At 64.0% G+C, this 23,877-nt stretch carries 17 protein-coding genes and 1 pseudogene; 12 read left to right on the forward strand and 6 right to left on the reverse strand.

Annotation, left to right across the window (positions count from 1 at the left end; translation table 11 throughout):
* Positions 1–72: 72 nt before the first annotated feature.
* From AC6UUM_RS00555 to AC6UUM_RS00580, 6 genes are all read left to right on the forward strand, one after another.
* Positions 73–1,497 carry an NAD(P)-dependent oxidoreductase gene (locus AC6UUM_RS00555; protein WP_500803409.1) on the forward strand — a complete coding sequence of 475 codons (1,425 nt, stop codon included), beginning with the start codon at positions 73–75 and terminating at the stop codon, positions 1,495–1,497.
* 38 nt (positions 1,498–1,535) lie between these two features.
* Positions 1,536–2,228: a DUF2059 domain-containing protein gene (locus AC6UUM_RS00560; RefSeq protein WP_500803410.1), complete on the forward strand. Its 693-nt coding sequence runs from the start codon at positions 1,536–1,538 to the stop codon at positions 2,226–2,228.
* A 14-nt stretch (positions 2,229–2,242) separates the two neighbouring features.
* Positions 2,243–2,845, forward strand: a complete 603-nt coding sequence (locus AC6UUM_RS00565) for a DUF2059 domain-containing protein (protein WP_500803411.1) — start codon at positions 2,243–2,245, stop codon at positions 2,843–2,845.
* Between the two features lie 16 nt (positions 2,846–2,861).
* Positions 2,862–7,409 carry a glutamate synthase large subunit gene (gltB, locus tag AC6UUM_RS00570; protein ID WP_500803412.1) on the forward strand — a complete coding sequence of 1,516 codons (4,548 nt, stop codon included), beginning with the start codon at positions 2,862–2,864 and terminating at the stop codon, positions 7,407–7,409.
* 64 nt (positions 7,410–7,473) lie between these two features.
* Positions 7,474–7,869, forward strand: coding sequence for a hypothetical protein (locus AC6UUM_RS00575; protein WP_500803413.1), 396 nt, complete (start codon positions 7,474–7,476; stop codon positions 7,867–7,869).
* A 57-nt stretch (positions 7,870–7,926) separates the two neighbouring features.
* On the forward strand, positions 7,927–8,592 hold the full coding sequence (locus tag AC6UUM_RS00580; RefSeq protein WP_500803414.1) for a glutathione S-transferase family protein: 666 nt from the start codon (positions 7,927–7,929) through the stop codon (positions 8,590–8,592).
* A gap of 2 nt (positions 8,593–8,594) precedes the next feature.
* Here the strand turns inward: AC6UUM_RS00580 and AC6UUM_RS00585 are convergent, their stop codons facing one another.
* Entirely contained in the window at positions 8,595–9,743 is a 1,149-nt protein-coding gene (locus AC6UUM_RS00585; protein ID WP_500803415.1) for an acyl-CoA dehydrogenase family protein, read from the reverse strand.
* Between the two features lie 83 nt (positions 9,744–9,826).
* Between AC6UUM_RS00585 and AC6UUM_RS00590 the strand changes: the two genes are divergently transcribed.
* The 4 genes and pseudogenes from AC6UUM_RS00590 to AC6UUM_RS00605 form a co-directional block, all read left to right on the forward strand.
* The gene (locus AC6UUM_RS00590; protein WP_500803416.1) at positions 9,827–11,278 is read left to right on the forward strand and encodes an AMP nucleosidase; all 1,452 of its coding nucleotides are present in this window, start codon (positions 9,827–9,829) and stop codon (positions 11,276–11,278) included.
* A gap of 144 nt (positions 11,279–11,422) precedes the next feature.
* Positions 11,423–12,223 (forward strand): PEPxxWA-CTERM sorting domain-containing protein, encoded by an 801-nt coding sequence (locus AC6UUM_RS00595; RefSeq protein WP_500803417.1) that lies wholly within the window; start codon positions 11,423–11,425, stop codon positions 12,221–12,223.
* A 49-nt stretch (positions 12,224–12,272) separates the two neighbouring features.
* Positions 12,273–13,043 carry a PEPxxWA-CTERM sorting domain-containing protein gene (locus AC6UUM_RS00600; RefSeq protein WP_500803418.1) on the forward strand — a complete coding sequence of 257 codons (771 nt, stop codon included), beginning with the start codon at positions 12,273–12,275 and terminating at the stop codon, positions 13,041–13,043.
* Positions 13,044–14,462: 1,419 nt separating this feature from the next.
* A pseudogene (locus AC6UUM_RS00605) lies at positions 14,463–14,558 on the forward strand (PEPxxWA-CTERM sorting domain-containing protein); the annotation flags it as partial.
* Between the two features lie 224 nt (positions 14,559–14,782).
* Here the strand turns inward: AC6UUM_RS00605 and AC6UUM_RS00610 are convergent.
* The 3 genes from AC6UUM_RS00610 to AC6UUM_RS00620 all read right to left on the reverse strand — a co-directional run bounded on the left by AC6UUM_RS00610 (position 14,783) and on the right by AC6UUM_RS00620 (position 18,583).
* The gene (locus AC6UUM_RS00610; RefSeq protein WP_500803419.1) at positions 14,783–15,664 is read right to left on the reverse strand and encodes an alpha/beta fold hydrolase; all 882 of its coding nucleotides are present in this window, start codon (positions 15,662–15,664) and stop codon (positions 14,783–14,785) included.
* On the reverse strand, positions 15,661–16,587 hold the full coding sequence (locus tag AC6UUM_RS00615; protein ID WP_500803420.1) for an SMP-30/gluconolactonase/LRE family protein: 927 nt from the start codon (positions 16,585–16,587) through the stop codon (positions 15,661–15,663). Before AC6UUM_RS00615 ends, AC6UUM_RS00610 begins: the two co-directional genes overlap by 4 nt.
* A 403-nt stretch (positions 16,588–16,990) precedes the next feature.
* Positions 16,991–18,583, reverse strand: a complete 1,593-nt coding sequence (locus tag AC6UUM_RS00620) for an isocitrate lyase (RefSeq protein WP_500803421.1) — start codon at positions 18,581–18,583, stop codon at positions 16,991–16,993.
* Positions 18,584–18,721: 138 nt separating this feature from the next.
* On the opposite strand from AC6UUM_RS00620, the gene AC6UUM_RS00625 reads away from it, so the two are divergent.
* Positions 18,722–20,152 carry a helix-turn-helix domain-containing protein gene (locus tag AC6UUM_RS00625; protein WP_500803422.1) on the forward strand — a complete coding sequence of 477 codons (1,431 nt, stop codon included), beginning with the start codon at positions 18,722–18,724 and terminating at the stop codon, positions 20,150–20,152.
* Between the two features lie 10 nt (positions 20,153–20,162).
* Positions 20,163–21,776, forward strand: a complete 1,614-nt coding sequence (gene aceB / locus AC6UUM_RS00630) for a malate synthase A (RefSeq protein WP_500803423.1) — start codon at positions 20,163–20,165, stop codon at positions 21,774–21,776.
* A 41-nt stretch (positions 21,777–21,817) separates the two neighbouring features.
* On the opposite strand, the gene AC6UUM_RS00635 is transcribed toward aceB, so the two are convergent.
* Both AC6UUM_RS00635 and AC6UUM_RS00640 read right to left on the reverse strand, forming a co-directional pair.
* Positions 21,818–22,231 (reverse strand): c-type cytochrome, encoded by a 414-nt coding sequence (locus tag AC6UUM_RS00635; RefSeq protein ID WP_500803424.1) that lies wholly within the window; start codon positions 22,229–22,231, stop codon positions 21,818–21,820.
* The gene (locus AC6UUM_RS00640) at positions 22,228–23,823 is read right to left on the reverse strand and encodes a flavin monoamine oxidase family protein (RefSeq protein WP_500803425.1); all 1,596 of its coding nucleotides are present in this window, start codon (positions 23,821–23,823) and stop codon (positions 22,228–22,230) included. Before AC6UUM_RS00640 ends, AC6UUM_RS00635 begins: the two co-directional genes overlap by 4 nt.
* Positions 23,824–23,877: the final 54 nt, after the last annotated feature.

Below are 23,877 nucleotides of genomic sequence, written 5' to 3' on the forward strand. Positions count from 1 at the left end.
TAATCGGCCGAATCCGCGTGACTCGCCAGCCAAACTGTGGTTGTGCGTCGCCCATCGAAAGGAGCGGGGGCGATGGCCGCAACAAAATTGCTGAAGTTCGTGGAGCGTGACCAGGCCTATCCGGCCAAGCGTACCGCCGAGGAACGCACCCACGATTTCCAGGAAATCGCCCGCCCCTATATAGAGGCCAAGGCCGAAGCGCAGGCCGGTCGGTGCAGCCAGTGCGGTGTGCCGTTCTGCCAGGTGCATTGCCCGCTGGGCAACAATATCCCCGATTGGCTGAAGCTGACTGCGGAAGGCCGGTTGGAGGAGGCGTATGAAATCGCCGCCGCCACCAACGCCATGCCGGAAATCTGCGGCCGCATCTGCCCGCAGGATCGCCTGTGCGAAGGCAATTGCGTCATCGAGAAGGATTTCGGCAGCGTCACCATCGGCGCAGTGGAGAAGTTCATCACCGACACCGCCTGGGAAAACGGCTGGGTAAAACCCATCCGGCCAGTGATCGATCGTTCAGGCCAGAGCGTTGCCATCATCGGTGCCGGCCCGGCCGGCCTGACCACCGCCGAGCTGCTGCGCGTCAAGGGCTATGAGGTGCATGTCTATGACCGGCACGATCGCGCCGGCGGCTTGCTGACCTACGGCATCCCCGGCTTCAAGCTGGAAAAGCCGGTGGTAATGCGCCGCATCGATCGCCTGATCGACGGCGGCGTGCATTTCCATCAGGATTTTGCCGTCGGCCGCGATGCCAGCCTGGCCGAGTTGCGCGGCCGCCATGATGCGGTGCTGATCGCCACCGGGGTTTACAAGGCGCGGCAAGTCGATGTGCCGGGCGCCGACGGCCCGACCACGCTGGAAGCCATGGATTATCTGATCGCCTCCAACCGCGCCGGCTTTGGCGACGATGTGCCCGACGCGGCGCGTTTCGATGCGGCAGGCAAGCATGTCGTGGTGATCGGCGGCGGCGATACCGCGATGGATTGCGTGCGCACCGCCGTGCGCCAGGGCGCTGCCAGCGTGAAGTGCCTCTATCGCCGTGACCGCGCCAACATGCCGGGCAGCACCCGCGAAGTCGCCCATGCCGAGGAAGAAGGCGTCGAGTTCGTCTGGCTGGCCGCGCCGGCCGCGATCACGCCCACCGGGGTGACGGCGCAGGCGATGCGGCTGGGCCAGCCCGGCGCCGATGGCAGGCGGAGCCCGGAACCGGATGCCGACACGCAGTTCACCGCGCGCGCCGATCTGGTGATCAAGGCACTGGGCTTTGATCCCGAAGATCTGCCCGGCCTGTTCGGCGCGGCCGATCTGCCGGTCACCCGCTGGGGCACGGTGCGCATCGATCACAAGACGATGATGACCGGGATGGATGGGGTGTTTGCCGCCGGCGATATCGTGCGCGGTGCCAGCCTGGTGGTGTGGGCGGTGCGCGACGGGCGTGACGTGGCGGCGCAGATGCATCAATATCTGCGCGCCCGCGCCGGCGCGGCGGTGCAGGCGGCCTGATGGGTCCGGGCCCAGCCATCCGCGCTGTGGAGAAACCGATGTTTGTTCGCACAATTTTGATCAGTGTGGCCCTGCTGGCAGCCCCGGTGACTGCCCAGACAGCGGCCGCCGATTCGACCGGAACGCGGCTGGCGATGGCGCGTGAAATGACCGCGCGCATGCTGCCACCCGGCGCCTTCAAAACGATGATGGGCGCGGTTATGGATAATCTGCCGGCGCAGATGATGAACCAGATGATGGATCAGCGGATCAGCGATTTCGCCGGCATTGCCGGAACGGATGCCGCCGCCTTGAAATCAAAGCTTGGGCAAGCGACGATCCGCCAGCTGATCGCGGTCACCGACCCGGCCTTTGAAGAGCGCATGCGCCGCATGATGACGGTGATGTCGAAAGGCATGACCGACGCGATCGTGGAAATGGAACCGCAAATGCGGGAAGGCATGGCACAGGCCTATGCCGCCCGCTTCACGCCCGAGGAACTGACAGCAGCCCATGCGTTTTACATGACGCCGATTGGCGGTAGCGTGGCGGCCAAGAGCCTCACGCTGATGACGGATCCGGCCTATCTGAAGCAGACGCAGGAGATGAGCGGCGTGATGATGAAGCGCCTGCCCGCGATCATGGCGGAGGCCGCAAGAGCCACTGCCGACTTGCCCAAGCCGCGCAAGTTCGAAGATCTGCCAAAGGCCGAGCAACAGAAATTCCGCCAGCTGATGGCCGGGGCCAACTGAAGGATCAATTCATCATGTCATTCCTTATTTTCGCCGTCGCCGCCGTCGGAGCCGCAGCGCAACAAGCCGAGCCTCCGCGACCCAGCCTGCCGCCGGCGCCGCCACCGGTGCGCGCCGATGCCGCGACCCTGCAGGCGGCCACCACGCTGATCACGCAACTGGGGCTGAAAACCCAGTTGCAGAACCAGATGGCGGGCACCGTCAAGCAGATGCAATCGGGCGTCGTGGTGCGATCGATGCTGGCGCAGCAGCCGGGGTTCATTCCGGCCTATCAGGCCAACAAGGCCAAATTCGATGCCGCGCTGAAGAAGGCCGGCGCCATCCAGGCCACGGTAGCCCAAGGCGTCATCAATCAGAATCTGAAAGCGGTGGTGACGGCCGCGCGCGATGCCTATGCCCGCCAATATACCGTTGCGGAACTGAATGCGCTGATCGCCTTCTACCGCAGCCCGGCTGGCCAGGCGCTGCAGAAGAAACAGGGCGCGGTGCAGAACGAGATCGGCCTGCAAACCGCGCGGCTGATTGGTGCCAAGATCGATGTCGCCATGCAGGCCAATGCCGCGAAACTGCGGGACGCATTGGCCCCGCTCAACAGCGCGCCGTCCGCCGCCAAGTAATCCGACTGGATACCAAATGACCACCACGCCCTTCACCGCATCCGCTGCCGAACGCGCCCGCATGGCCGAGATCGGCATGTACCGCCCGGAGCTGGAGTCTGACGCCTGCGGTGTCGGGCTGGTGGCCGCCACCGATGGCCGGCCGCAGCGCCGGGTGGTGACGGCGGCGATCGATGCGCTGAAGGCGGTGTGGCATCGCGGTGCCGTGGATGCCGATGGCAAGACCGGGGACGGCGCCGGCATATTGGTCGAAATCCCGGTCGATTTCTTCCACGAACATATCGAGCGTCATGGCCAGAAGCCGGTGGCCGGGCAACTGGCGGTGGGCATGGTATTCCTGCCGCGCACCGATCTCGGCGCGCAGGAAGCCTGCCGCACCATCGTTGAATCCGAAGTCATCGGCTTTGGCTATAAAGTCTATGGCTGGCGCCAGGTGCCGGTGGACATCAGCTGCATCGGCGACAAGGCGATGCTGAGCCGGCCGGAGATCGAGCAGATCATGGTCGCCGGGCCGGCGGCACACGGCGAGGATGCCCGCGAGCAGTTCGAAAAGGATCTGTTCCTGATCCGTCGCCGCATCGAAAAGAAGGTGATCGAAGCCCAGATCCAGGGCTTCTACATCTGCTCGCTGTCGTCCCGCACCCTGATCTACAAGGGGCTGTTCCTCGCCGAAACGCTGAGCGTCTTCTACCCGGATCTGAACGACGAGCGCTTCGTGTCGCGCTTTGCCATCTATCACCAGCGCTATTCCACCAACACCTTCCCGCAATGGTGGCTGGCACAGCCGTTCCGCACCCTGGCGCACAATGGCGAGATCAACACCATCCGCGGCAACACCAACTGGATGAAAAGCCACGAGATCAAGATGGCTGCCGCCGCGTTCGGCGAGCATAGCGAAGATATCAAGCCGCTGATCCCGGCCGGCGCGTCGGACACCGCGGCGCTCGATGCCGTGTTCGAAGCCTTTGTGCGCTCGGGCCGCGATGCGCCAACCGCCAAGCTGATGCTGATCCCGCAGGCCTGGCAGAAGGATGACACGCTCGATCCGGCCACCCGCGCCATGTATGCGTTTTTCGCTTCGGTGATGGAGCCATGGGATGGGCCGGCGGCGCTGGCCATGACCGATGGCCGCTGGGTGGTCGCGGGCCTTGATCGCAACGCGCTGCGGCCGATGCGCTATTGCCTGACCCGCGACGGCCTGCTGATCACCGGCAGCGAAGCCGGCATGGTGGTGGTGCCCGAAGCCGATGTCGTGAAGAAGGGCGCCTTGGGCCCCGGCGAGATGATCGCGGTCGATCTCGATGCCGCCCCTTCGCGCCTCTACAGCGATACCGAGATCAAGGCCAAGGTGGCGGCAGCGCAGGATTATCAGGCGCTGGTTGCCGGCTTCACCAATTTCGAAGCGCTGCCGGGCGGCGATGCGCCGGAACCGGCGCCGGCCTTCACCCGCGATGAATTGCGCCGCCGCCAGGTTGCCGCCGGCCAGACCATGGAAGACATGGAATTGCTACTGGCGCCGATGGTCGACGATGCCAAGGAAGCCGTCGGGTCGATGGGCGATGATGCGCCGCTGGCGGTGATTTCCGACAACGCCCGCAACCTGTCGCATTTCTTCCGGCAGAATTTCAGCCAGGTCACCAATCCGCCGATCGATGCCTTGCGCGAAACGCGGGTGATGAGCCTGAAGACGCGCTTTTCCAACCTGACCAACATCCTCGACGACGAAGCCACCCAGGCCGGCGTGATGGTGATGGAAAGCCCGGTGCTGTCCAACCGCGACTGGTTCCGGCTGAAGGATCATTTCGGCCGCCAAGCCGTGGAGATTGATTGCACCTTCGACATCGCCGGCGGGCCGGGGGCGCTGCGCGAAGCCATCGCGCGGGTGCGGGCCGAGGCCGAAACCGCCGTGCGCCAGGGCAAGACACAATTGTTCCTGACCGATGAACATCAATCGGCCAGCCGCGCCGGCATTGCCATGATCCTGGCCACCGCCGGCGTGCAGACGCACCTGATCCGCAAGGGCCTGCGCGCCTATGCCAGCATCAATGTGCGCGCCGCCGAAGCGCTGGACACGCATTATTTTGCCGTGCTGGTCGGTGTGGGCGCCACCACGGTCAATGCCTATCTGGCGCAGGAAGCCATCGCCGATCGCCACGCGCGCGGCCTGTTCGGCACGCTCAGCTTTGCCGAGTGCGTGGCGCGCTACAAGAAAGCCATCGACGATGGCTTGCTGAAGATCATGGCCAAGATGGGCATTGCCGTCATCTCGTCCTATCGCGGCGGCTATAATTTTGAAGCGGTCGGGCTCAGCCGTGCGCTGGTCAATGATTTCTTCCCCGGCATGCCGGCCAAGATCAGCGGCGAAGGTTTTGAATCCTTGTTCATCAACGCCCGGATCCGCCACGATCGCGCCTGGGACGAAGGTGCCGCGGTGCTGCCGGTGGGCGGCCTGTATCGCTGGCGCGCCGGCGGCGAGGCACACGCCTGGAACGCGCAGCTGATCCACCTGCTGCAAACCGCCGTCAGCCGCGATGCCTATGGCGACTATCTGAAATTCAGCCGCGGCGTGGCTGCGCTGCCGCCGATTTCCTTGCGCGATCTGCTGGATTTCGTGCCGGGCACCAAGGCGATCCCGATCGAAGCGGTGGAATCGGTCACCGAAATCCGCAAGCGTTTCGTGACGCCGGGCATGAGCCTGGGCGCGCTGTCGCCCGAAGCGCACGAGGTGCTGGCCATCGCCATGAACCGCATCGGCGCCAAGGCGGTATCGGGCGAAGGCGGCGAAGACCCGATCCGGTTCAAGCCCTATGCCAATGGCGACAACGCCAACAGCGTGATCAAGCAGATCGCGTCGGGGCGCTTTGGCGTGACCGCCGATTATCTCAACGCCTGCGAGGAGATCGAGATCAAGGTGGCGCAAGGCGCCAAGCCGGGTGAAGGCGGGCAGTTGCCGGGCTTCAAGGTGACCGAGCTGATCGCGCGCCTGCGCCACAGCACGCCGGGCGTGACGCTGATCAGCCCGCCGCCGCATCACGACATCTATTCGATCGAGGATCTGGCGCAGCTGATCTATGATCTGAAGCAGATCAACACCCGCGCCCGCGTCTGCGTAAAGCTGGTCAGCAGCGCCGGCATCGGCACGGTCGCCGCCGGGGTAGCCAAGGCGCACGCCGACGTCATCCTGATTTCCGGCAATGTCGGCGGCACCGGCGCGAGCCCACAGACCAGCATCAAATATGCCGGCACGCCGTGGGAAATGGGCCTGTCCGAAGTCAACCAGGTGCTTACCCTGAACGGCCTGCGGCATCGGGTGAAGCTGCGCGCCGATGGCGGCCTGAAAACCGGGCGCGACGTGGTGATCGCCGCCATATTGGGCGCCGAGGAATATGGCATCGGCACGATGAGCCTGGTGGCGATGGGCTGCATCATGGTGCGCCAGTGCCACAGCAACACCTGCCCGGTAGGCGTGTGCACGCAGGATGACGCGCTGCGCCAGAAGTTCGTCGGCACGCCGGAGAAGGTCATCAACCTGATGAGCTTCATCGCCGAGGAAGTGCGCGAGATTCTCGCCCGGTTGGGCGTGAAGAGCCTGGATGAAGTAATCGGCCGCACCGAATTGCTGCGCCAGATCAATCGCGGGGCCGAGCATCTCGACGATCTCGATCTCAATCCGATCCTCGCCAAGGTCGATGCGCCCGATCACCAGCGCCGCTGGGGCCTGGGCGCGGGCCGCAACCCGGTGCCCGACAGCCTGGATGCGGACATGATCCGCGATGCTGCGCAATTGTTCGAACGCGGCGAGAAGATGCAGCTGGCCTATACGGTGCGCAACACCCACCGCGCCGTGGGCACGCGCCTGTCCGGCGAAATCACCCGCCGCTTTGGCATGAAAGGCCTGCAACCGGGGCATATCCAGATCAAGCTGCGCGGTTCGGCCGGACAATCGCTGGGCGCGTTTGCCGTGCAGGGCGTGAAGCTGGAGGTGTTCGGCGAAGCCAATGATTATGTTGGCAAGGGGCTTTCCGGTGCCACGATCGTGGTGCGCCCCTTCCCCTCCAGCCCGCTGGCATCCCAGGACAATGCCATCATCGGCAACACCGTACTATATGGTGCCACCGCTGGCCGGCTGTTTGCCGCCGGGCGCGCCGGGGAACGCTTTGCCGTGCGCAACAGCGGTGCCATCGTGGTGGTGGAAGGCTGCGGCGCCAACGGCTGCGAATATATGACCGGCGGGACGGCCGTGGTGCTGGGCCCGACGGGCGACAATTTCGCCGCCGGCATGTCGGGCGGCATGGCGTTTGTCTATGATCGCGACGGCGGCTTTGCTGGCCGGGTCAACCGGGAAACCGTGGTGGTGCAACGGCTGGCATCGGCGCATTGGGAGCATGTGGTGCACAGTCTGATCGCCGAACATGCCGCCGAGACCGGATCGCGATGGGCGGCCGGCCTGCTGGCGGAATGGGACCGCACGCGCCTGGCGATCTGGCAGGTCTGCCCAAAGGAAATGCTGACCCGGCTGACGCACCCGCTGGACGACAGCCCCAGCAGCATCGCGGCCGAATGAGCGCAAGCCTTGAAACCGGGTTCTTCGCTGCTATATTCGCATAAGACAGTTGAAGGACCCGGTTGTGGCAAAGAACAATGATCCGCTCATCGAAAGCCTGATGCAGCTCGCCGTGTCGGCCGCGCCGCTGATCCGCAAGGCGCGCGAAGCCGGCATTTTCCGCGAGCGCGACACCGTGGTCGAAGCCGAAGTGGTGACCCCCACCGCCAAGCCGGCCCCACCGGAGCCGCCAAAGCCCCCCGAGGCAGCGGCTGCGCCGGCACCCGCACCGGCCCCCGCTGCCGCCGATTCCGGCCAGACCGCGGCGCTGCAGGAAATCGTCGTGCGCCAGGCGCTCCGCATCAACGAGCTGGAAGCCGAAATGGCCGCCGTGAAGGCCGCGATGGCCGCACTGGCTGCCGCCACCGCCGCCAAGGCGCCGGCCAAACCCCGGGCCAAAGCCAAGCCGGCAAAGGCCTGACCCCAATCGGAAGTGCGGCCTTTCCATGGCGGCAAACATGGTTATGACAAGGCGTCTATGTGGCGTCTCCACCATTTCACCCTGTGTCCGTTCAGCCGCAAGGTGCGCTTTGCGCTGGCGGTGAAGGGCGTCACCCACGAATTGCTGCTGGAACGGCCGTGGGAAAAACGCCCCGAATTCACCGCATTGAACCCGGCCGGGCAGACCCCAGTGCTGCAACAAGGCAGCGTCGTGTTGGCCGACAGTGTCGCCATGCTGGACTATTTCGAAGAGACGCTCGATCGCACGCCGCTGCTGGGAGCCACGCCGGAAGTTCGCGCCGAAACCCGGCGGCTGGTGGCGTGGTTCGATCAGAAATTCTATGGCGAGGTCGGCGCGCTGCTGTTGGGGGAGCGCATGTACAAGCGCACCGTGCTGAAGGGCGCGCCCGATGGCGGCATTATCCGTGCCGCCGGCCGCGCAGCCGACATGCATCTGGATTATATCGATTTTCTGCTGGAACAGCGCGCCTGGCTGGGCGGCGGCCAGTTCGGGCTGGCCGATATTGCGGCGGCCGCGCATCTGTCGGTGGCGGATTATCTCGGCGGGCTGGATTGGGACGGCCATGATCCGGCGCGCACCTGGTATTCCGCGATCAAATCCCGGCCGACCTTCCGCCCCTTGCTGGCCGAACGACTGGAAGGCCTGCCGCCGCCACCGCATTATGACAAGCTGGATTTCTAGGCTCAGTTGCTCTGCCGCAGCAGTTCCCGCGCGGTGATCATCCGCATGATCTGGTTGGTGCCTTCCAAAATCTGGTGCACCCGCAGGTCGCGGAACAGGCGTTCCAGCGGGAAATCCATCAGATAGCCATAACCGCCATGCAATTGCAGGCCGCGATCGACGATGGCCATGCCGGCATCGGTGGCAAAGCGCTTGGCCATGGCGGCAAACATCGTCTTGTCGGCTGCGCCCTCGCTCACCTTCACCGCCGCCTGATAGAGCAGGGCACGGGCGGCGGCGAGTTCGGTGGCCATGTCGGCCAGGGTGAACTGCGTCGCCTGAAAATCGGCTATGGCCTTGCCGAATTGCTGGCGCTGGCGCGTGTAGGCGATGGCTTCATCCAATGCGCGCTGCGCACCGCCCAGGCTGCACGCGCCGATGTTGAGCCGGCCGCCATCCAGCCCGGCCATGGCGATGGCAAAGCCCTGGCCTTCGGCACCGACCAGATTTTCCGCTGGTACCCGCACGCCATCGAAATTGACCTGCGCGGTCGGCTGCGATCGCCAGCCCAGCTTGCGTTCGGGCGCGCCGAAGGAAACGCCCGGCATGTCCTTCTCGATCACCAGGCAACTGATGCCCTTGGGCCCATCCTGCCCGGTGCGCACCATGGTGATGTAGAGATCATTCACGCCGCCGCCGGAGATGAACGCCTTCGATCCGGAGACGACATAATGATCGCCATCCCGCACCGCCCGCGTCTTCAGCGCGGCGGCATCCGATCCGGCGCCAGGCTCGGTCAGGCAGTAACTGGCGATCTGGTCCATGGTGACCAGGCCAGGCAGATACTTCGCCTGCAACGCGCGGCTGCCATAGGCATCGATCATCCACGCCGCCATGTTGTGGATCGAAATGAACGCCGATGTGGATGGGCAGCCGTGCGCCATCGCCTCCATGATCAGCGCGGCCTCCAGCCGGCCCAGGCCGATGCCGCCGCCGGCTTCGGACACGTAAATCGCGCCAAAGCCCAGCGCCGCCGCAGCCTGCACCACATCTTTGGGGTAATGATGCTCCGCATCCCAGCGCGCGGCGTGGGGGGTGATCGCCTCGGCGGTGAAGCGGCGCGCCACTTCCTGGATCGCCTTCTGATCGTCGGTCAGGTCAAATTGGCTCATGGCATCGGCTTACAGTCAGCAGGGCAGCGTGAAAAGCGGCGCGGGGCTGGAAACGCCGCGACAGATGGTGCAACAGGCGCGCGATGAACCTTTCCCCATCCGAAATCGTTGACCAGCTGGTCCAGATCCACGCGGAATCGACCGCAGCCCTGCGCGCGGCACTGCGCGCCTATATTGATGATAGTGAGACGCCCGACGGCAGCCAACGGGTCCGCGGCGATTGGGCCTATCCCGAACTGCGGCTGGAATTTTCCGGCGTGCGCCGCGCCGCGCGCCCCATCCGCGCCTTTGCCCGGCTCAATCGCCCCGGCTCCTACGCCACCACCATCACCCGCCCGGCAATGTACCGCGCCTATTTGGAGGAGCAGATCGGCCTGTTGATGGCCGATTATGATGTGGTCGTCTCCGTCGGCCGGTCCGAGGTGGAGATCCCCTACCCCTATGTGCTGGATGGCGCTGCCGATCTGAAGCTGGACGGCGTCGCAGCCGCCGAGCTCGCCCGGCATTTTCCCACCACCGAACTGGCGCAGATCGGCGACGAGCTGGCCGATGGCCTGTGGGAGGATTTCCGCGTCGAGCATCGCCCGCTGGCGCTGTTTGATGGCCCGCGCACCGATTTCTCGCTGGCCCGGCTGAAGCATTATACCGGGACCGCGCCGGAGGATTTCCAGCATTATATCCTGCTCACCAACTATCACCGCTATGTCGATGAATTCGTGCGCTGGGCCTGCCGGCAGCTGGGGCCAAATGGGAGTGGTTCTTATGACCGGTTGGCCTGCCCCGGCGGGCTGGACATCACCGCCGCTGATCCCGATGCCGAGCGTGCCGCCGCCGATTTCGCCTGGCGCAAGAACCAGATGCCGGCCTGGCACCTGATTGGCCCGAACCGCACCGGCATCACGCTGGTCAATATCGGCGTTGGCCCGGCCAATGCCAAAACGATCTGCGATCACCTCGCCGTGCTGCGCCCCGAAGCTTGGTTGATGATCGGCCATTGCGGCGGCCTGCGCCCCAGCCAGGCCATCGGCGATTATGTGCTGGCCCATGCCTATCTGCGCGATGATCATGTGCTCGATGATGTGTTGCCGCCGGAGATTCCGATCCCGGCGCTGTCCGAAGTGCAGAAGGCGCTGCATCTCGCCACCGAGAAGGTCACCGGCCTGGTCGGCGATGCGCTGAAACCGCGGCTGCGCACTGGCACGGTGGTGACGACCGACGATCGCAACTGGGAACTGCGCTATTCCCGCTCCAGCCTGCGCTTCAACCAGTCCCGCGCTGTGGCCATCGACATGGAATCCGCCACCATCGCCGCCCAGGGCTATCGCTTCCGCGTGCCCTACGGCACGCTGCTCTGCGTGTCGGACAAGCCGTTGCACGGCGAGATCAAGCTGCCCGGCCAGGCCAATCGATTCTATGAAGGCGCGATTTCCGAACATCTGCAGATCGGCATCGAAGCGATGATGATCCTGCGCGATGAAGGCCCGGCGCTGCACAGCCGCAAATTGCGCGCGTTCGACGAGCCGCCGTTCCGCTGAGCTTTGCGCTCACACGGCAGGCCGTCTGGGGCGAATGGCCGATACGCTGGCGATGGCCTATGGTCGTATGGAGGCCCTATCTTTTCAGATACATCGCGCGGTGTATCCAGCGATGCTACGCGAGGGTAAACAGGGGGGCACCACATGATTGAACACTATAGCCGCGCCATTTTGGCGGGCATGATGCTCTGCGCGGCGGGCAGCGCCAGCGCCGCGCCGCAGATTTTCAGCGGGGTCGATGAAGGCGCCGTGCCGGGTGGCAGCACCACCAATGCCTCGCTCGCCCAGGCGGCGTTCCTGGCCGCTGCCGCCCTGAAGGGCCCGGTGTTCACCAACTATCTCGACAATGAACCGCTCGGCGATCAGGCATCCTATCATATCGCCGGCGGTCTGACGGTCGATATCTTCGGCTGGTCCCAGCAGGTGCCGTTCCCGGGCGTTCCCGAACGCGGCATCCAGAACACCAGCTTCAATGCCAATCCTTCGCTGCCGTTCAGCACCACCGAAGGCCCCGGTGATCAGGGCAAGTGGATGCAGATTCCCATTCAGGCTAACCGGTTCACCTTCGACGTGCCGACCTATAGCTTCGGCTTTTTTGTCACCGGCCTCGACAAATACCAAAGCAATGTGTTCAATCTGTATTTCGATCAGGCACAATTCGCCTATACCAACCCTTACGCCATGCCGATCAATGTCAGCGGCGGCATCATGTATTATGGCATCGTCTTCGATACGCCGGTTCACAACGTCCAGTTCCTTCGCGGCATCAACAACGCCGGCTATGATCATTTCGGCCTCGACGGCATTTCGTTCAACGTTGCCCCCCCGCCAGTCGGCGGCATTCCCGAGCCCGCCAGTTGGGCGCTGCTGATCGCCGGCTTCGGCCTGACCGGAACCGCCATGCGCCGCCGCCGGGCCGCCTTGGGCGCGACGGCGCGCCATTGAGGCTGATCGCCGCTTGGACGACAGCATTCGACTGCAAACGGGGGACTGCATGATCATTCAATACCGCCGCGCCATATTGGCGGGGATGTTGCTCGCCATCGCGGGCAGCGCCAGCGCCGCACCACAGATTTTCAGCGGGGTCGATGATGCCGCCGTGCCGGGTGGCAACACCCCCAATTCGTCGACCGCGCAGACGGCGTTCCTTCTCGCCGCCGCCGCCAAGGGCCCGGTATTTACCAATTATCTCGACAATGAACCGCTCGGCAATCTGCAATCCTATTCGATCGCCGGCGGCTTGCAGGTGAACCTGAGCGCGGGTTCCTATGATGCGCAAAACACCGCGCAGGGCATCCGCAACGACAGCGCCAATGGCAGTCCGAGCAACCCGTTCAGCACCACCGAAGGCCCGGCGGATCAGGGCAAGTGGATGGGCATCCCGATCTACAACACCAGCTTCACCTTCGATGTGCCAACCTACAGCTTCGGCTTCTACACCACCGGGCTGGACCTGAGCGCTGGCAGCGCCTTTTTCCTGGTCTTCGACAATGCGTCGCCGCTTGACCCCGCCAATGTCTATGATCTGCCGGTCAACGCCAATGGCGGCATCATGTATTGGGGCGTGGTGTTCGACGCGCCGGTGCAGAAGGTCGAGTTCACCCGCACCCGCAACCAGAGCCTCGATGTCTTCGCCCTCGACGGCATCTCGTTCAACGTCGCGCCGGTCGGCGGCATTCCCGAACCGGCCAGCTGGGCCATGCTCATCGCCGGCTTCGGCCTGACCGGCGCGGCCATGCGGCTGCGGCGCATAGTGGGTGCCTGATCGCAAATGGCAGGCCTTTGACGAGACGCCGTTCCGGTGAGGCGCAGCTTCCTCGCGCGCCTGTTCGCTTGGGCCGAAAACGTCCGTGATCCCGCAATTCCAGGCCTTTGATCGATCCAGCCGGCCCGCTTGCATCTGGGAACCGTCTTGCCAACCAAGCCAACGGGCCTGCCCAATTGTTCCCTTGCCATCCTTTCCTAATTGATGGTTAAAATCACTGTATCGGTGGATTCGTCGGCGCGTTTCCGATGGGCAATCAGGCTGGGAGGGACCGACATGAACAGAACGCTGGCTGCCGGCTGTGCCATGGGTCTGGCGATGATGGCCGTTTCGGCCCACGCGCAGATGGTGCGATTTTCAGGAGTCGGGACTGTTGAGTCGAGTGGTGCTTTTTCGACCTTGGTGCCGACACGGCCCGGTGCGCCGCCCTTTACGACGTTCACAGCGGATTTCACGTCCAGTGGGTTTCCAACGATTGTCGTTGGCGGCACAACGCTTCCATCAAGCGACCTCGCAATCGGAAATTTGTTCAATGATCAGTTCAATCGCGTCGCGTCTTCTTTGGGAGGACTGAATTTCGTTGTTCAGAACCGTAGTGATCGCGTTCGCATTGATGCCCCTTCGTTTGATATCAACAATGCTGTGGAATCATTCAAGATTGACTGGCAAGCGCAATCTGGCCAGTCTGCTCTTTTCTACGAGCTAATTCCAAGGATAGAAATTGCAGGACGTTTTCTGGGACTGGCAAATATTGATTATAATAGCGCATTCATGGCGGACAGCGCTCTATTGACCCTTGATCCTGTGTCCTCAAACAATGGGGTAAAACAGTTTTTTGTTTCAGATAACCGCGGAGATCCTTTGCGCTTCAGTATCGAGATGACGGTTATGGCCAGTGCCATTCCTGAATATTTCACGTTCAATGGCGTCGCCACGTCGGTAACATTTGACAATAGCGGACTGACACCGTCCACGCCGCTGCTACCCACCGTCGTCAACCCGCCCGGAGGAGCACCTGGCGCTTTTGAGTTTACGGACGTTGCTGTTGCGCCCAACGTTCCAGTCTATTTCGATCCGCCTGTGGCTGCCGGCTATGATTATGCCGTTACGAATGGCAGCCCTTTGATCTCCAAGGCGTCATTCCCGACCTTGCTCGGTGATCTCGACGGGTATGACGTGTATGAATCCGGCCCCGGTGGCGCGCTGCTGTTTGCGGGGGTGTTGGGCGATAGCTGGATCGATTTCACCACGCTGGCCGGTTACAGCAACGGCATTTCCGGCTTCTCGTTGCGCGGCATCAATCCGGCGTTGCAGCTTGATCCGACCAACCCGACGGCGTTCGTGACGGGCCTGGAATTTGCCTCGGCCGGAACAGTCACGCTGACACAGACGCCGTTCATCGTGAATTATGACCCGCCAGGCGGCGTGCCCGAACCGGCCAGCTGGGCCATGTTGATCGCCGGCTTCGGCCTGACCGGCGCGGCGATGCGGCGACGGCGCGCTGTGGCGGTCTGACGGCCACGGGCTGGCACTGCACAGCCACAAATTGCGCGCGTACCACAAAGCCGACGTTCCAGTAGGCGGTCTTTGGCCTGTCCTACACGGGCCAAGCCTGTCATCATGGCACTGTCAGGGCTTTGTGCGGATGCGGCCACCGGTCCGGCGAAATTCTCCAAAACCCGCCGGATTCGTCCAATGTGTCAAAACTGAAGACCGAATCCCAACAACCTGCGGCTCTTTCACAATCGCATTTCAGCCGGCACCAGCCGCTTCCCCCGCAGCCAGGCCAGCATCGCCGCGTTCACCGCGTCCGGCGCTTCCTGCTGCACCCAGTGCGAGACATTCGGGAAGCGCTGAAGCGTGAAATCCCGCACGTGGCGGCCATAGCCCTCGGTCAGCTTGAGATCGAGCGCCTTGTCTTCCTCGCCCCACAACATCAGTGTCGGCACGGTGATTTGCGGAGCGACTTCGCCCAAGAGAGCGAGATTGGCGCGGTAGTAATTGATCATCGCGGTCAGCGCGCCGGGGAGGAGAGCGTTCTGGCGATAGACGTCCAGCACCTCAGGCGGGAACATGGCCTTGTCCACCGCCATGTTGAGGAAGGCGTTGGCGATGCCTTCCGCCCGGCGCTGGCGCAGCAGAAACTCCGGCAGCCAGGGGATTTGGAAGAAGGCGACATACCAGCTCTTCAGCCGCTGCGGCCAGTAATGCGCGATCAACTCGCCGAACACCGTGGGGTGCGGCACGTTCATGATGATCAGGCCGTCCAATGGCACGGCGCGCCGCATCGCCACCACCCAGGCAATCGCCGCGCCCCAATCATGCGCCACCAGCAATTTGCGCCGCGCCCCCAGCGCATCGAACATGGCGGCCACATCATCGACGAGATGATCGATGTGGTAGGCGGCCTTGCCAACCGGCCGGCTCGATCCGCCATAGCCGCGCAGATCCGGCGCCACCGCGCGCCAACCGGCATCGGCCAGCACCGGCAACTGGTAACGCCAGGAAAAGCGCGATTCGGGAAAGCCGTGCAGGCACAATGCAACGTCTTGGGCCACGTCCGGGCCTTCACCGGCGACATCGCAGGCGAAGTCCAGCCCGTTGGCCTTGAGCATCATCATCCGTTGTAGTTCAGCTTCAGGCCCGGCCGCGGCCAACGGCATTTGGCAAGCTTGCCGGTGGTAGAGAGGCAGACCCAGGCATCCATCATGTCCTCGCCACCGAAGCAGATGTTGGTGGTCAAGAGATCAGGGAACGGGAAAAATTCCTGCGCGCCCGTGGCCGGATCGATGCTGGTGATGCCGGCGCTTTCGATCAGCGTTGCTTGCGCGATGTTGCCATTGGCCTCGATCGCCAGCGAATCGAGATAGGTCTTGTTGGCCCAGGTCGTGACGAAGCGGCCAGGCACCGCCGGCAGCGGTTCCGGCGCCAGTTCGCCCGGCGCGACGATATCGAATGCCAGCACGACGCGCCGGCTGGTGGAGGCGGCGTAAACCGTCTTGCCATCCGGGCTCAGCCCCACCCCGTTCAGATCGGGGCCATGGATCAGCCGGGTGATCTTCGATCCATCGGGCAGCGCATAGAACAGCCCGCCGGCATCGGTGTGATGATCGAAATGTTTGCCGAGATCGGTGAAGTAGAAGCCGCCGTGCACATCGAATACGATGTCGTTCGGGCCGGACAGCTTGTGCCCGTCGCAGCTGTCATAGAGGCGTGTCACCTTGCCGGTGGCGATATCGATGCGCTCGATGCGCCCCGTGCTGTAATCGGCAGCGGCATTGCCGGGCAGAAGGATGCCGTCCTGCTCATACCATGTGAACCCGCCATTGTTGCAGACATACAGGGCGCCATCCGGCCCGATCGCCATGCCGTTGGGGCCGCCGCCGGGGGTTGCCACAGTCTCCTTGCGGCCATCGGGGGTGATGCGGGTAATGCGGCCGGGGCGGATTTCGACGACCAGCACCGATCCATCGGCCATCGCCACCGGCCCCTCCGGAAAGCCCAGGCCCTCGGCGATGATGTCGTGTGGATGGAATTCGGTCATCTCTGTTCTCCCCGCTGGTTTTGATCATGCTGGCGCGGGGCGCGGCGGCACGCAAGCGCGTTGAAAGGCGAGGCCGGCTTACAAACGCCACGGCAGCGACGATCTCATGTTCAGCCAATTGTGGGTTTCGCTCACCCTGAGCTTGTCGAAGGGTGGTCGAGACAAGGGGGCTGGTGCTGGTTCACGCGGCCCCCGGCCTACGCCGGGGCAGGCTTGGCGGAGCCGTCGAGTCCGCTGGGGTGCTCCAGGAAGTGGAAGAAAGAGCGCGGCAAAGCCGCAATGCCCGCCCCGGACTTGATCCGGGGTCAGACGAGTCAAAAAGGGCGGCTTGAAGGGCCGCCCTTTTCGCTCGCTGGCCGTGCTTGCGCGAGTCGGCAAATAGCTGCGCTATTTGCGCGCCGCGCTACGCAGCAAACTGATTCATCGTGTTGTGCGCGCCGCCAGCCTTCAGCGCCGCTTCACCCGCAAAATATTCCTTGTGATCATCACCAATGTCCGAACCGGACATGTTCTGGTGCTTCACACAGGCAATCCCCTGGCGAATTTCGGCACGCTGCACGTTCTTCACATAGCCCAGCATGCCCTGGTCGCCGAAATATTCGCGGGCCAGATTGTCGGTGCTCAAAGCGGCCGTGTGATAGGTCGGCAGGGTGATGAGGTGGTGGAAGATGCCGGCCTGAGCCGCCGCATCGCGCTGGAAGGTGCGGATGCGCTCGTCAGCTTCCTGCGCCAGTTCGGTGGCGTCATAATCAACGCTCATCAACCGGGCGCGGTCATAGGCTGACACGTCCTGGCCGGCAGCGACCATGGCATCATAGACCTGCTGGCGGAAATTCAGCGTCCAGTTGAAGCTGGGGCTGTTGTTATAGACCAGCTTGGCATTCGGGATCACGTCGCGGATGCGGTTCACCATACCGGCGATCTGGCCGATGTGCGGCTTTTCGGTTTCGATCCACAACAGGTCCGCACCGTTCTGCAGGCTGTTGATGCAATCGAGCACACAGCGATCCTCCCCGGAACCGGCGCGGAACTGGAACAGGTTCGATGGCAGCCGTTTGGGCCGCAGCAACTTGCCGTCGCGGCTGATCACCACGTCGCCGTTGCCAACCTGGGTCACATCGATTTCCTCGCAATCGAGGAAGCTATTGTATTGATCACCAATGTCGCCGGGCGTGCGGCTGTAGGCGATCTGCTTGGTGAGGCCAGCGCCCAGGGAATCGGTGCGCGCGACGATGATGCCGTCTTCCACGCCCAGTTCGAGGAAGGCGTAGCGGATGGCGCGGATCTTCGCGAGGAAGTCCTCGTGCGGCACCGTCACCTTGCCGTCCTGGTGGCCGCACTGCTTTTCATCGCTCACCTGGTTTTCGATCTGCAGCGCGCAGGCGCCGGCTTCGATCATCTTCTTGGCGAGCAGATAGGTGGCCTCGGCATTGCCGAAGCCGGCATCGATATCGGCAACGATCGGCACGACATGCGTCTGGAACGCGTCGATCTGATGCTCGATCGACTTGGCCTTCACCGCGTCACCGGCGGCACGGGCGGCGTCGAGATCGCGGAACAGCCCGCCCAGTTCGCGGGCATCGGCCTGGCGCAGGAAGGTGTAAAGTTCCTCGATCAGCGCCGACACGCTGGTCTTTTCGTGCATCGACTGGTCGGGCAGCGGCCCGAATTCGCTGCGCAGCGCCGCGACCATCCAGCCCGACAGATACAGATAGCGTTTGTCGGTGGTGCCGAAGTGCTTCTTGATCGAGATCAGCTTCTGCTGGCCGATGAAGCCGTGCCAGCAGCCCAGCGACTGGGTGTATTGGCCGGGATCGGCATCATAGGCGGCCATGTCACGGCGCATGATCGCGGCGGTGTAGCGCGCGATATCAAGGCCGGATTGAAAGCGGTTCTGCACGCGCATGCGCGCCACGGATTCGGCGCTGATCGCCTGCCAGCCGGGCTTGCCCTGAATGGCGGCGGTGGCGTGCCGGATTTCGTCCTGATAGGTCATGGGGGGCTCCTGTTGTGCACTGCGGTATCGCTTGTCATGGCGTTGCGCTTCGGCTACGGCCCGGTCAACAGATTCTGTCAAGGAATCGTGTGTAAATGTCCCGCTTTCGCTGGCTTAAGCTGTAAAGATGTAAATATTTTGACAGAACTCGCCGCCTCGCCTGCACTGAAAGATGCCATCGGGGGCGCAGTCGGTGGTGGGCGCAAGATCTTCGCCGGCGCGCGCGTGCGGCGCCTGCGCACCCAACGTGGCCTCACCCAGACGCGGATGGCGCATGATCTCGGCGTGTCGGTCAGCTATCTCAACCTGATCGAGCGCGACCAGCGGCCGCTGTCCGCCAGCTTCCTGGTCAAGCTGGCGGAACATTATGATCTGGATGTGCGCAGCCTGACCGGTGATGATGGCGGCGAGCTGGTCGAGGATTTGTCAAAACTCTTCACCGATCCGCGGCTGATCGGCATCGATGTGCCGCGCGCCGAATTGAAGGATCTGGCGGTGCGGGCGCCGGCGATTGCCCATGCGCTGCTGCGGCTGGCGGCGGCGACCCCGCCCGTAGCCCCGACCCCGCCGCCGCCCGGCCCGCTGGCGGCCGTGGCGGCGATGATCGATGCCGCCGGCAATTATTTCCCGGCACTGGACGAAGCCTGTGAACGGCTGGCGGACGAGCTGCGCCTGTCTGGCCCCGATCTCAACGCGGCCGTGGTCGATCGCCTGCGCAGCCGGCACGCCATCACCGTGCGTGCGCTGCCGATGGAGGTGCTGCCCAACCAGTTACGCCGGCTCGATCTGCACGCCCGGCAGTTGATCCTGTCCGAATCGCTCGACGCGGCCAGCCGGGGTTTTGCCGCCGCCGTGCAACTGGTGCTTATCGAGCTGAAAGCGCAGATTGCCGATACCATCGCAGCGGCCGGCATCAGCGATCTGCTGGAACAGCGCGCCTGCACCGTGGCGCTGGGCAAATATGCCGCTGCCGCCACGCTGATGCCCTATGGCCGCTTCCTCAGCGCCTGCGAAGCCACCGGCTATGATGTCGAATTGCTGCAGGCGCGCTTCGGCCGCGGGCTCGAGCAAGTGGCGCACCGCCTGACCACGCTGCACCGCCCCGGCGCGCGCGGCGTGCCCTTCTTCTTCCTGCGGCTCGATCGCGCCGGCACCATTTCCAAGCGCTTCGCCCCCGGCCCGTCGCCTTTGCCGGTCACCGGTGGCTGCGCACTGTGGCACGTCTATCACGCCTTTGATCGCCCGGGCGAAATCCGCCGGCAGCTTGTCGAACTGGAAGATGGCAAGCGCTTCCTGACCCTCGCCCGCACCGTGCGCCCCGCCGCCATGCCCTGGGGTGGTGCCCGGCCGAGCTTTGCCATCGGCATCGGCTGCGACATCGCCCATGCCGGCGCGCTGGTGTGGAGCAGCGGCATCGAGCTGAATGGCCAGGCCGCCCCGATCGGGCCGGGCTGTGCCGCCTGCCACCGCGCCGCCTGCCGCCAGCGCGGCCAGCCACCCGCCGGCGCCCACCTGGCGTTTGATGAACGCCAACGCGGCCTGACCCCATTTCGTTTCACCGATGATTGAAAGGCAAGACATGACCAGCAACCCCGCCCTGCCCAACCCTGCACTTCAAGGCGTTGAAGTCACAGGCGCGATGCAGCCCGGTTACGAGACCATCCTCACGCCCGAAGCGCTGGCGTTCGTCGCGCAGCTGCACCGCATGTACAATCCCACGCGGCTGGCGCTGCTGCGCGCCCGCGACCAGCGGCAGGCCTGGATCAATCAGGAAGGCTTCATCGGCTTTGCGCCGGAATATTCGGCGATCCGCGACGATCGCAGCTGGCAGGTGCGCCCTGCACCGGCCGATCTGGCCGATCGCCGCGTGGAAATCACCGGGCCGTGCGACCGCAAGATGGTGATCAACGCCCTCAACAGCGGCGCGCAGTGCTTCATGGCCTGTCTGGAAGACGCCTCGGCGCCGACCTGGGATGTGATGGTGCAGGGCCAGGTCAACCTTCGCGATGCCGCCGCCGGCACGATCAGCTTGGAGGACAAGGGCAAGAGCTACACGTTGAACGACAAGACCGCCGTGCTGATCTGCCGTCCGCGCGGCTGGCACCTCGATGAAGCGCACATGATCGTCGATGGCGAGCGCGTCGCCGGTGCGATCTTCGATTTCGGCCTGTATTTCTTCCACAATGCCAAGGCATTGCTCGCCAAGGGCAGCGGCCCCTATTTCTACCTGCCCAAGCTGGAGCACAGCCTGGAAGCGCGGCTGTGGAACAATGTCTTCATTTCCGCCCAGTCGATGCTGAATCTGCCGCTGGGCACGATCCGCGCCACCGTGCTGATCGAGACCCTGCCCGGCGCGTTCATGGCCGAAGAAATCCTCTATGAGCTGCGCGATCACATCACCGCGCTCAATTGCGGCCGCTGGGATTATATCTTCAGCTATATCAAGACCTTCCAGGCTGATGCCAGCAAGATGCTGCCCGATCGCGCCGCAGTCTCCATGGCGGTGCCGTTCATGGCCGCCTATGCCGCCCATGTGGTGCGGGTGTGCCACCGCCGCGGCGCCCATGCCATGGGCGGCATGAGCGCCTTCATCCCGGTGAAGGACGACGCCGCAGCCAACGACAAGGCGTTTGCCGCCGTGCGGGCCGACAAGGAACGCGAAGCGAAGCTGGGCCATGACGGCACCTGGGTGGCCCACCCCGGCCTGGTCGGCGTGGCGCGCGAGGTGTTCGATCGGTTGATGCCCGGCCCCAATCAGCTGGACGTGATTCCGGCCGGCGAAGCGACGCTGGCCGATCTGGTGACGCCGCCGGCCGGCGCGCGCACGCTGGCGGGCCTCACCAACAACATCAATGTCGGCATCGGCTATGTCGCGGCCTGGCTGCGCGGCCAGGGCGCGGTGCCGCTGCACAATCTGATGGAGGATGCCGCCACCGCCGAAATCAGCCGCACGCAATTATGGCAATGGCGCACGCACGGGGCCGCGCTGGATTCGGGCGAAGCGGTGGATGCGGCGCTGATCGGCCGCGTCACCGACGAACAATTGGCTGCATGGCGGGCGCAGGTGGGCGACAATTTCTTCGAAGCCGGCAAATATCGCGAAGCCGCCGACCTGTTCCGCACACTGGTGCTGGCCGACAGGCTGGAGCCGTTCCTGACGCTGCCGGCCTACGCTTACTATTTCGCGAAGTGAGCAGAGCGGCTCCCCTCCCGCTTGCGGGAGGGGAGCGGGGCTTACTCGCCGCGATTGCCGCCCTTGGGGGCCGGCACGCCCAGCTCCGCCACCATGGCCGGTGTCACCTTGTCCTTGTATTTGTTTCCGTAATTGCTGCGGACATAGTTGATTACATCGGAAATTTGCTGGTCGGTCAGGCCGCCGCGGAACCAGGGCATGGCGCCCTTGCCGCCAGTGACGACCATGATCGGATAGCCAGCAGATTCCAGATTGGGATTTTTGGCCAACGCCGGGATGCGGCCGGCGCCAACGCCGCCGAGCGCATTGGCCATGTGGCAGGCCTGACAGATGTTCTGATAGACCTCTGCACCCGGATGCGGCGCCGCAGGCGTGGCCGGTTTCTGGGCAAGTGCCGGTGCGGCAAGCAACGGGGCGATCAGGGCGGCCGCCAACAAGAAAACTCGCATCATCATGCCTCCAACGCGCGCTTGTGCAGGCGGGTCACCGCGTCCAGCGAGGACAGGATCGCACCTTCCATCCAGCAACCGACATAGCTGGCGTGTTCACCGGCTAGCACCAGCCGGTTATCGACCGCCACCAGCGTCTGATAATGTTCCTTGCGGGTGTCCTCGTTCCACTGCGCGCAGCAGCCCAGGGTGAACGGCGAACGGCTCCACGCCACCGACGCGCCGGTCACGAACTCTTCCTTGTAACGGCCGGGGTGGAACACGCTGCCCTGATCGAGCGCGCGCGCGATGCGTTCTTCCGGCGTCATGCCGGCGAACTTGTAGCTGGCCGGGCCAAACGTATAGGCGCCCAGCACCACCGCCGGGCCATTGCTGTGCATGCGGCCCGAAGGATAAGAAATCATGGCGATTTCGCGATCGGTGAAGCTGATGCCACCATAAATGGCTTCATCCTCTTCCCAGAAGCGCCGCTTGAATTCGAGGCCGACCTTCACCGAATTGCTGTACGGCACTGCCCGGATCGCGGCATCGAGCCCCGGCGAGCAATCGACATCGATCTGCGCCAACACCCCCAACGGAATCGTGCACACGCAATAATCCGCCGTCGCGGTGCTGGCCACACCGGTGCCGGTATCGACATAGCCCACCGTCACCTTGCCGCCCTGCTGGCTGATGCTGGTCACCTTGCTGTTGTAGCGGACCTTGCCTTCCACCTGGCGGCCAAAGGCCTTGCCGATCATGCCCATGCCGCCAACCGGCTGGAACATCGAATGCTGGTGATCGATGCTCATATGCTGGGCCACAACGCGCCAGATGCCGGAATCCATGATGTCCTTGAAGGCATAGGGCTCCGACGGGATCGGTTCACCCAGCACACCGCCGCCCTGCGGCCGATCCCACATGCGCCGCCGCGACGAGCGCGCACTCTTGGAATATTTGAAATCCTGATCGAGCGCGCCCCATTCGCGCAGCGCCATGCGCAGCCGGTCGCCGTCTTCGCGAGTCATCACGCTGTCCAGCCCGCGATTGTCGATCGCCTTGGCCAGCAGTTCGGCGACATTGCCGTCCCAATCGCCGGCCAGCTCGCGATACCGCATCGGCTTGCCGTCGAAGGCCTTGGCCGAATGCACCAGCGCCTGGTGGTTCATCTGGATGAACGGTTCCAGCGCCACGCCGAACTGCTTGCAATAATGCAGCAAAGCGCGGTGGTGATAGGGGATGCGCCACGGGCCGGGGTTGAGGTAATTGCCCTCGGAAAAGCCGACCTTTTGCGTGGCGCCGCCCAGTTCAGTATAGGTATCACCGCCATAGAGCGACCAGTTCCGGCCGCCGGGGCGATTGTTGTATTCGAGGATCTGCACCTCATAGCCGGCCTTGGCCAGTTCATAGGCGGCGAGCATACCGGCAAGGCCAGCGCCAAGCACCAACACCCTCGCCCCCGGCCGCGCACCGGAGAGGTTGGGCGGCCCGGCAAACTGGGTTTCCTTGGCGTGGCCCAGCGCTTCCATGGCCTGATACAGCACCGCCGTGCCCGCCATCATGCCGATGGCCCGCAGCACTTCTCGCCGCGTCGGCCCCATTTGTGCCCAGTTGGTCAATGCCTTGGTTCCCCTTGTCCCGCCGGTTGGCGGACCCTGCGATCTGTTGCAATC

This window comes from Sandarakinorhabdus sp. (assembly GCF_987265915.1).

What these genes read in the sequence shown, in the direction of transcription:
- AC6UUM_RS00615 (WP_500803420.1), bottom strand. Translation starts at nt 16,587, where the DNA reads ATGACCGAATTCCATCCACACGACATCATCGCCGAGGGCCTGGGCTTT.
- AC6UUM_RS00635 (WP_500803424.1), bottom strand. Translation starts at nt 22,231, where the DNA reads ATGATGATGCGAGTTTTCTTGTTGGCGGCCGCCCTGATCGCCCCGTTG.
- gltB (WP_500803412.1), top strand. Translation starts at nt 2,862, where the DNA reads ATGACCACCACGCCCTTCACCGCATCCGCTGCCGAACGCGCCCGCATG.
- AC6UUM_RS00585 (WP_500803415.1), bottom strand. Translation starts at nt 9,743, where the DNA reads ATGAGCCAATTTGACCTGACCGACGATCAGAAGGCGATCCAGGAAGTG.
- AC6UUM_RS00580 (WP_500803414.1), top strand. Translation starts at nt 7,927, where the DNA reads ATGTGGCGTCTCCACCATTTCACCCTGTGTCCGTTCAGCCGCAAGGTG.
- aceB (WP_500803423.1), top strand. Translation starts at nt 20,163, where the DNA reads ATGACCAGCAACCCCGCCCTGCCCAACCCTGCACTTCAAGGCGTTGAA.
- AC6UUM_RS00600 (WP_500803418.1), top strand. Translation starts at nt 12,273, where the DNA reads ATGATCATTCAATACCGCCGCGCCATATTGGCGGGGATGTTGCTCGCC.
- AC6UUM_RS00620 (WP_500803421.1), bottom strand. Translation starts at nt 18,583, where the DNA reads ATGACCTATCAGGACGAAATCCGGCACGCCACCGCCGCCATTCAGGGC.
- AC6UUM_RS00555 (WP_500803409.1), top strand. Translation starts at nt 73, where the DNA reads ATGGCCGCAACAAAATTGCTGAAGTTCGTGGAGCGTGACCAGGCCTAT.
- AC6UUM_RS00565 (WP_500803411.1), top strand. Translation starts at nt 2,243, where the DNA reads ATGTCATTCCTTATTTTCGCCGTCGCCGCCGTCGGAGCCGCAGCGCAA.
- AC6UUM_RS00560 (WP_500803410.1), top strand. Translation starts at nt 1,536, where the DNA reads ATGTTTGTTCGCACAATTTTGATCAGTGTGGCCCTGCTGGCAGCCCCG.
- AC6UUM_RS00595 (WP_500803417.1), top strand. Translation starts at nt 11,423, where the DNA reads ATGATTGAACACTATAGCCGCGCCATTTTGGCGGGCATGATGCTCTGC.
- AC6UUM_RS00610 (WP_500803419.1), bottom strand. Translation starts at nt 15,664, where the DNA reads ATGATGATGCTCAAGGCCAACGGGCTGGACTTCGCCTGCGATGTCGCC.
- AC6UUM_RS00590 (WP_500803416.1), top strand. Translation starts at nt 9,827, where the DNA reads ATGAACCTTTCCCCATCCGAAATCGTTGACCAGCTGGTCCAGATCCAC.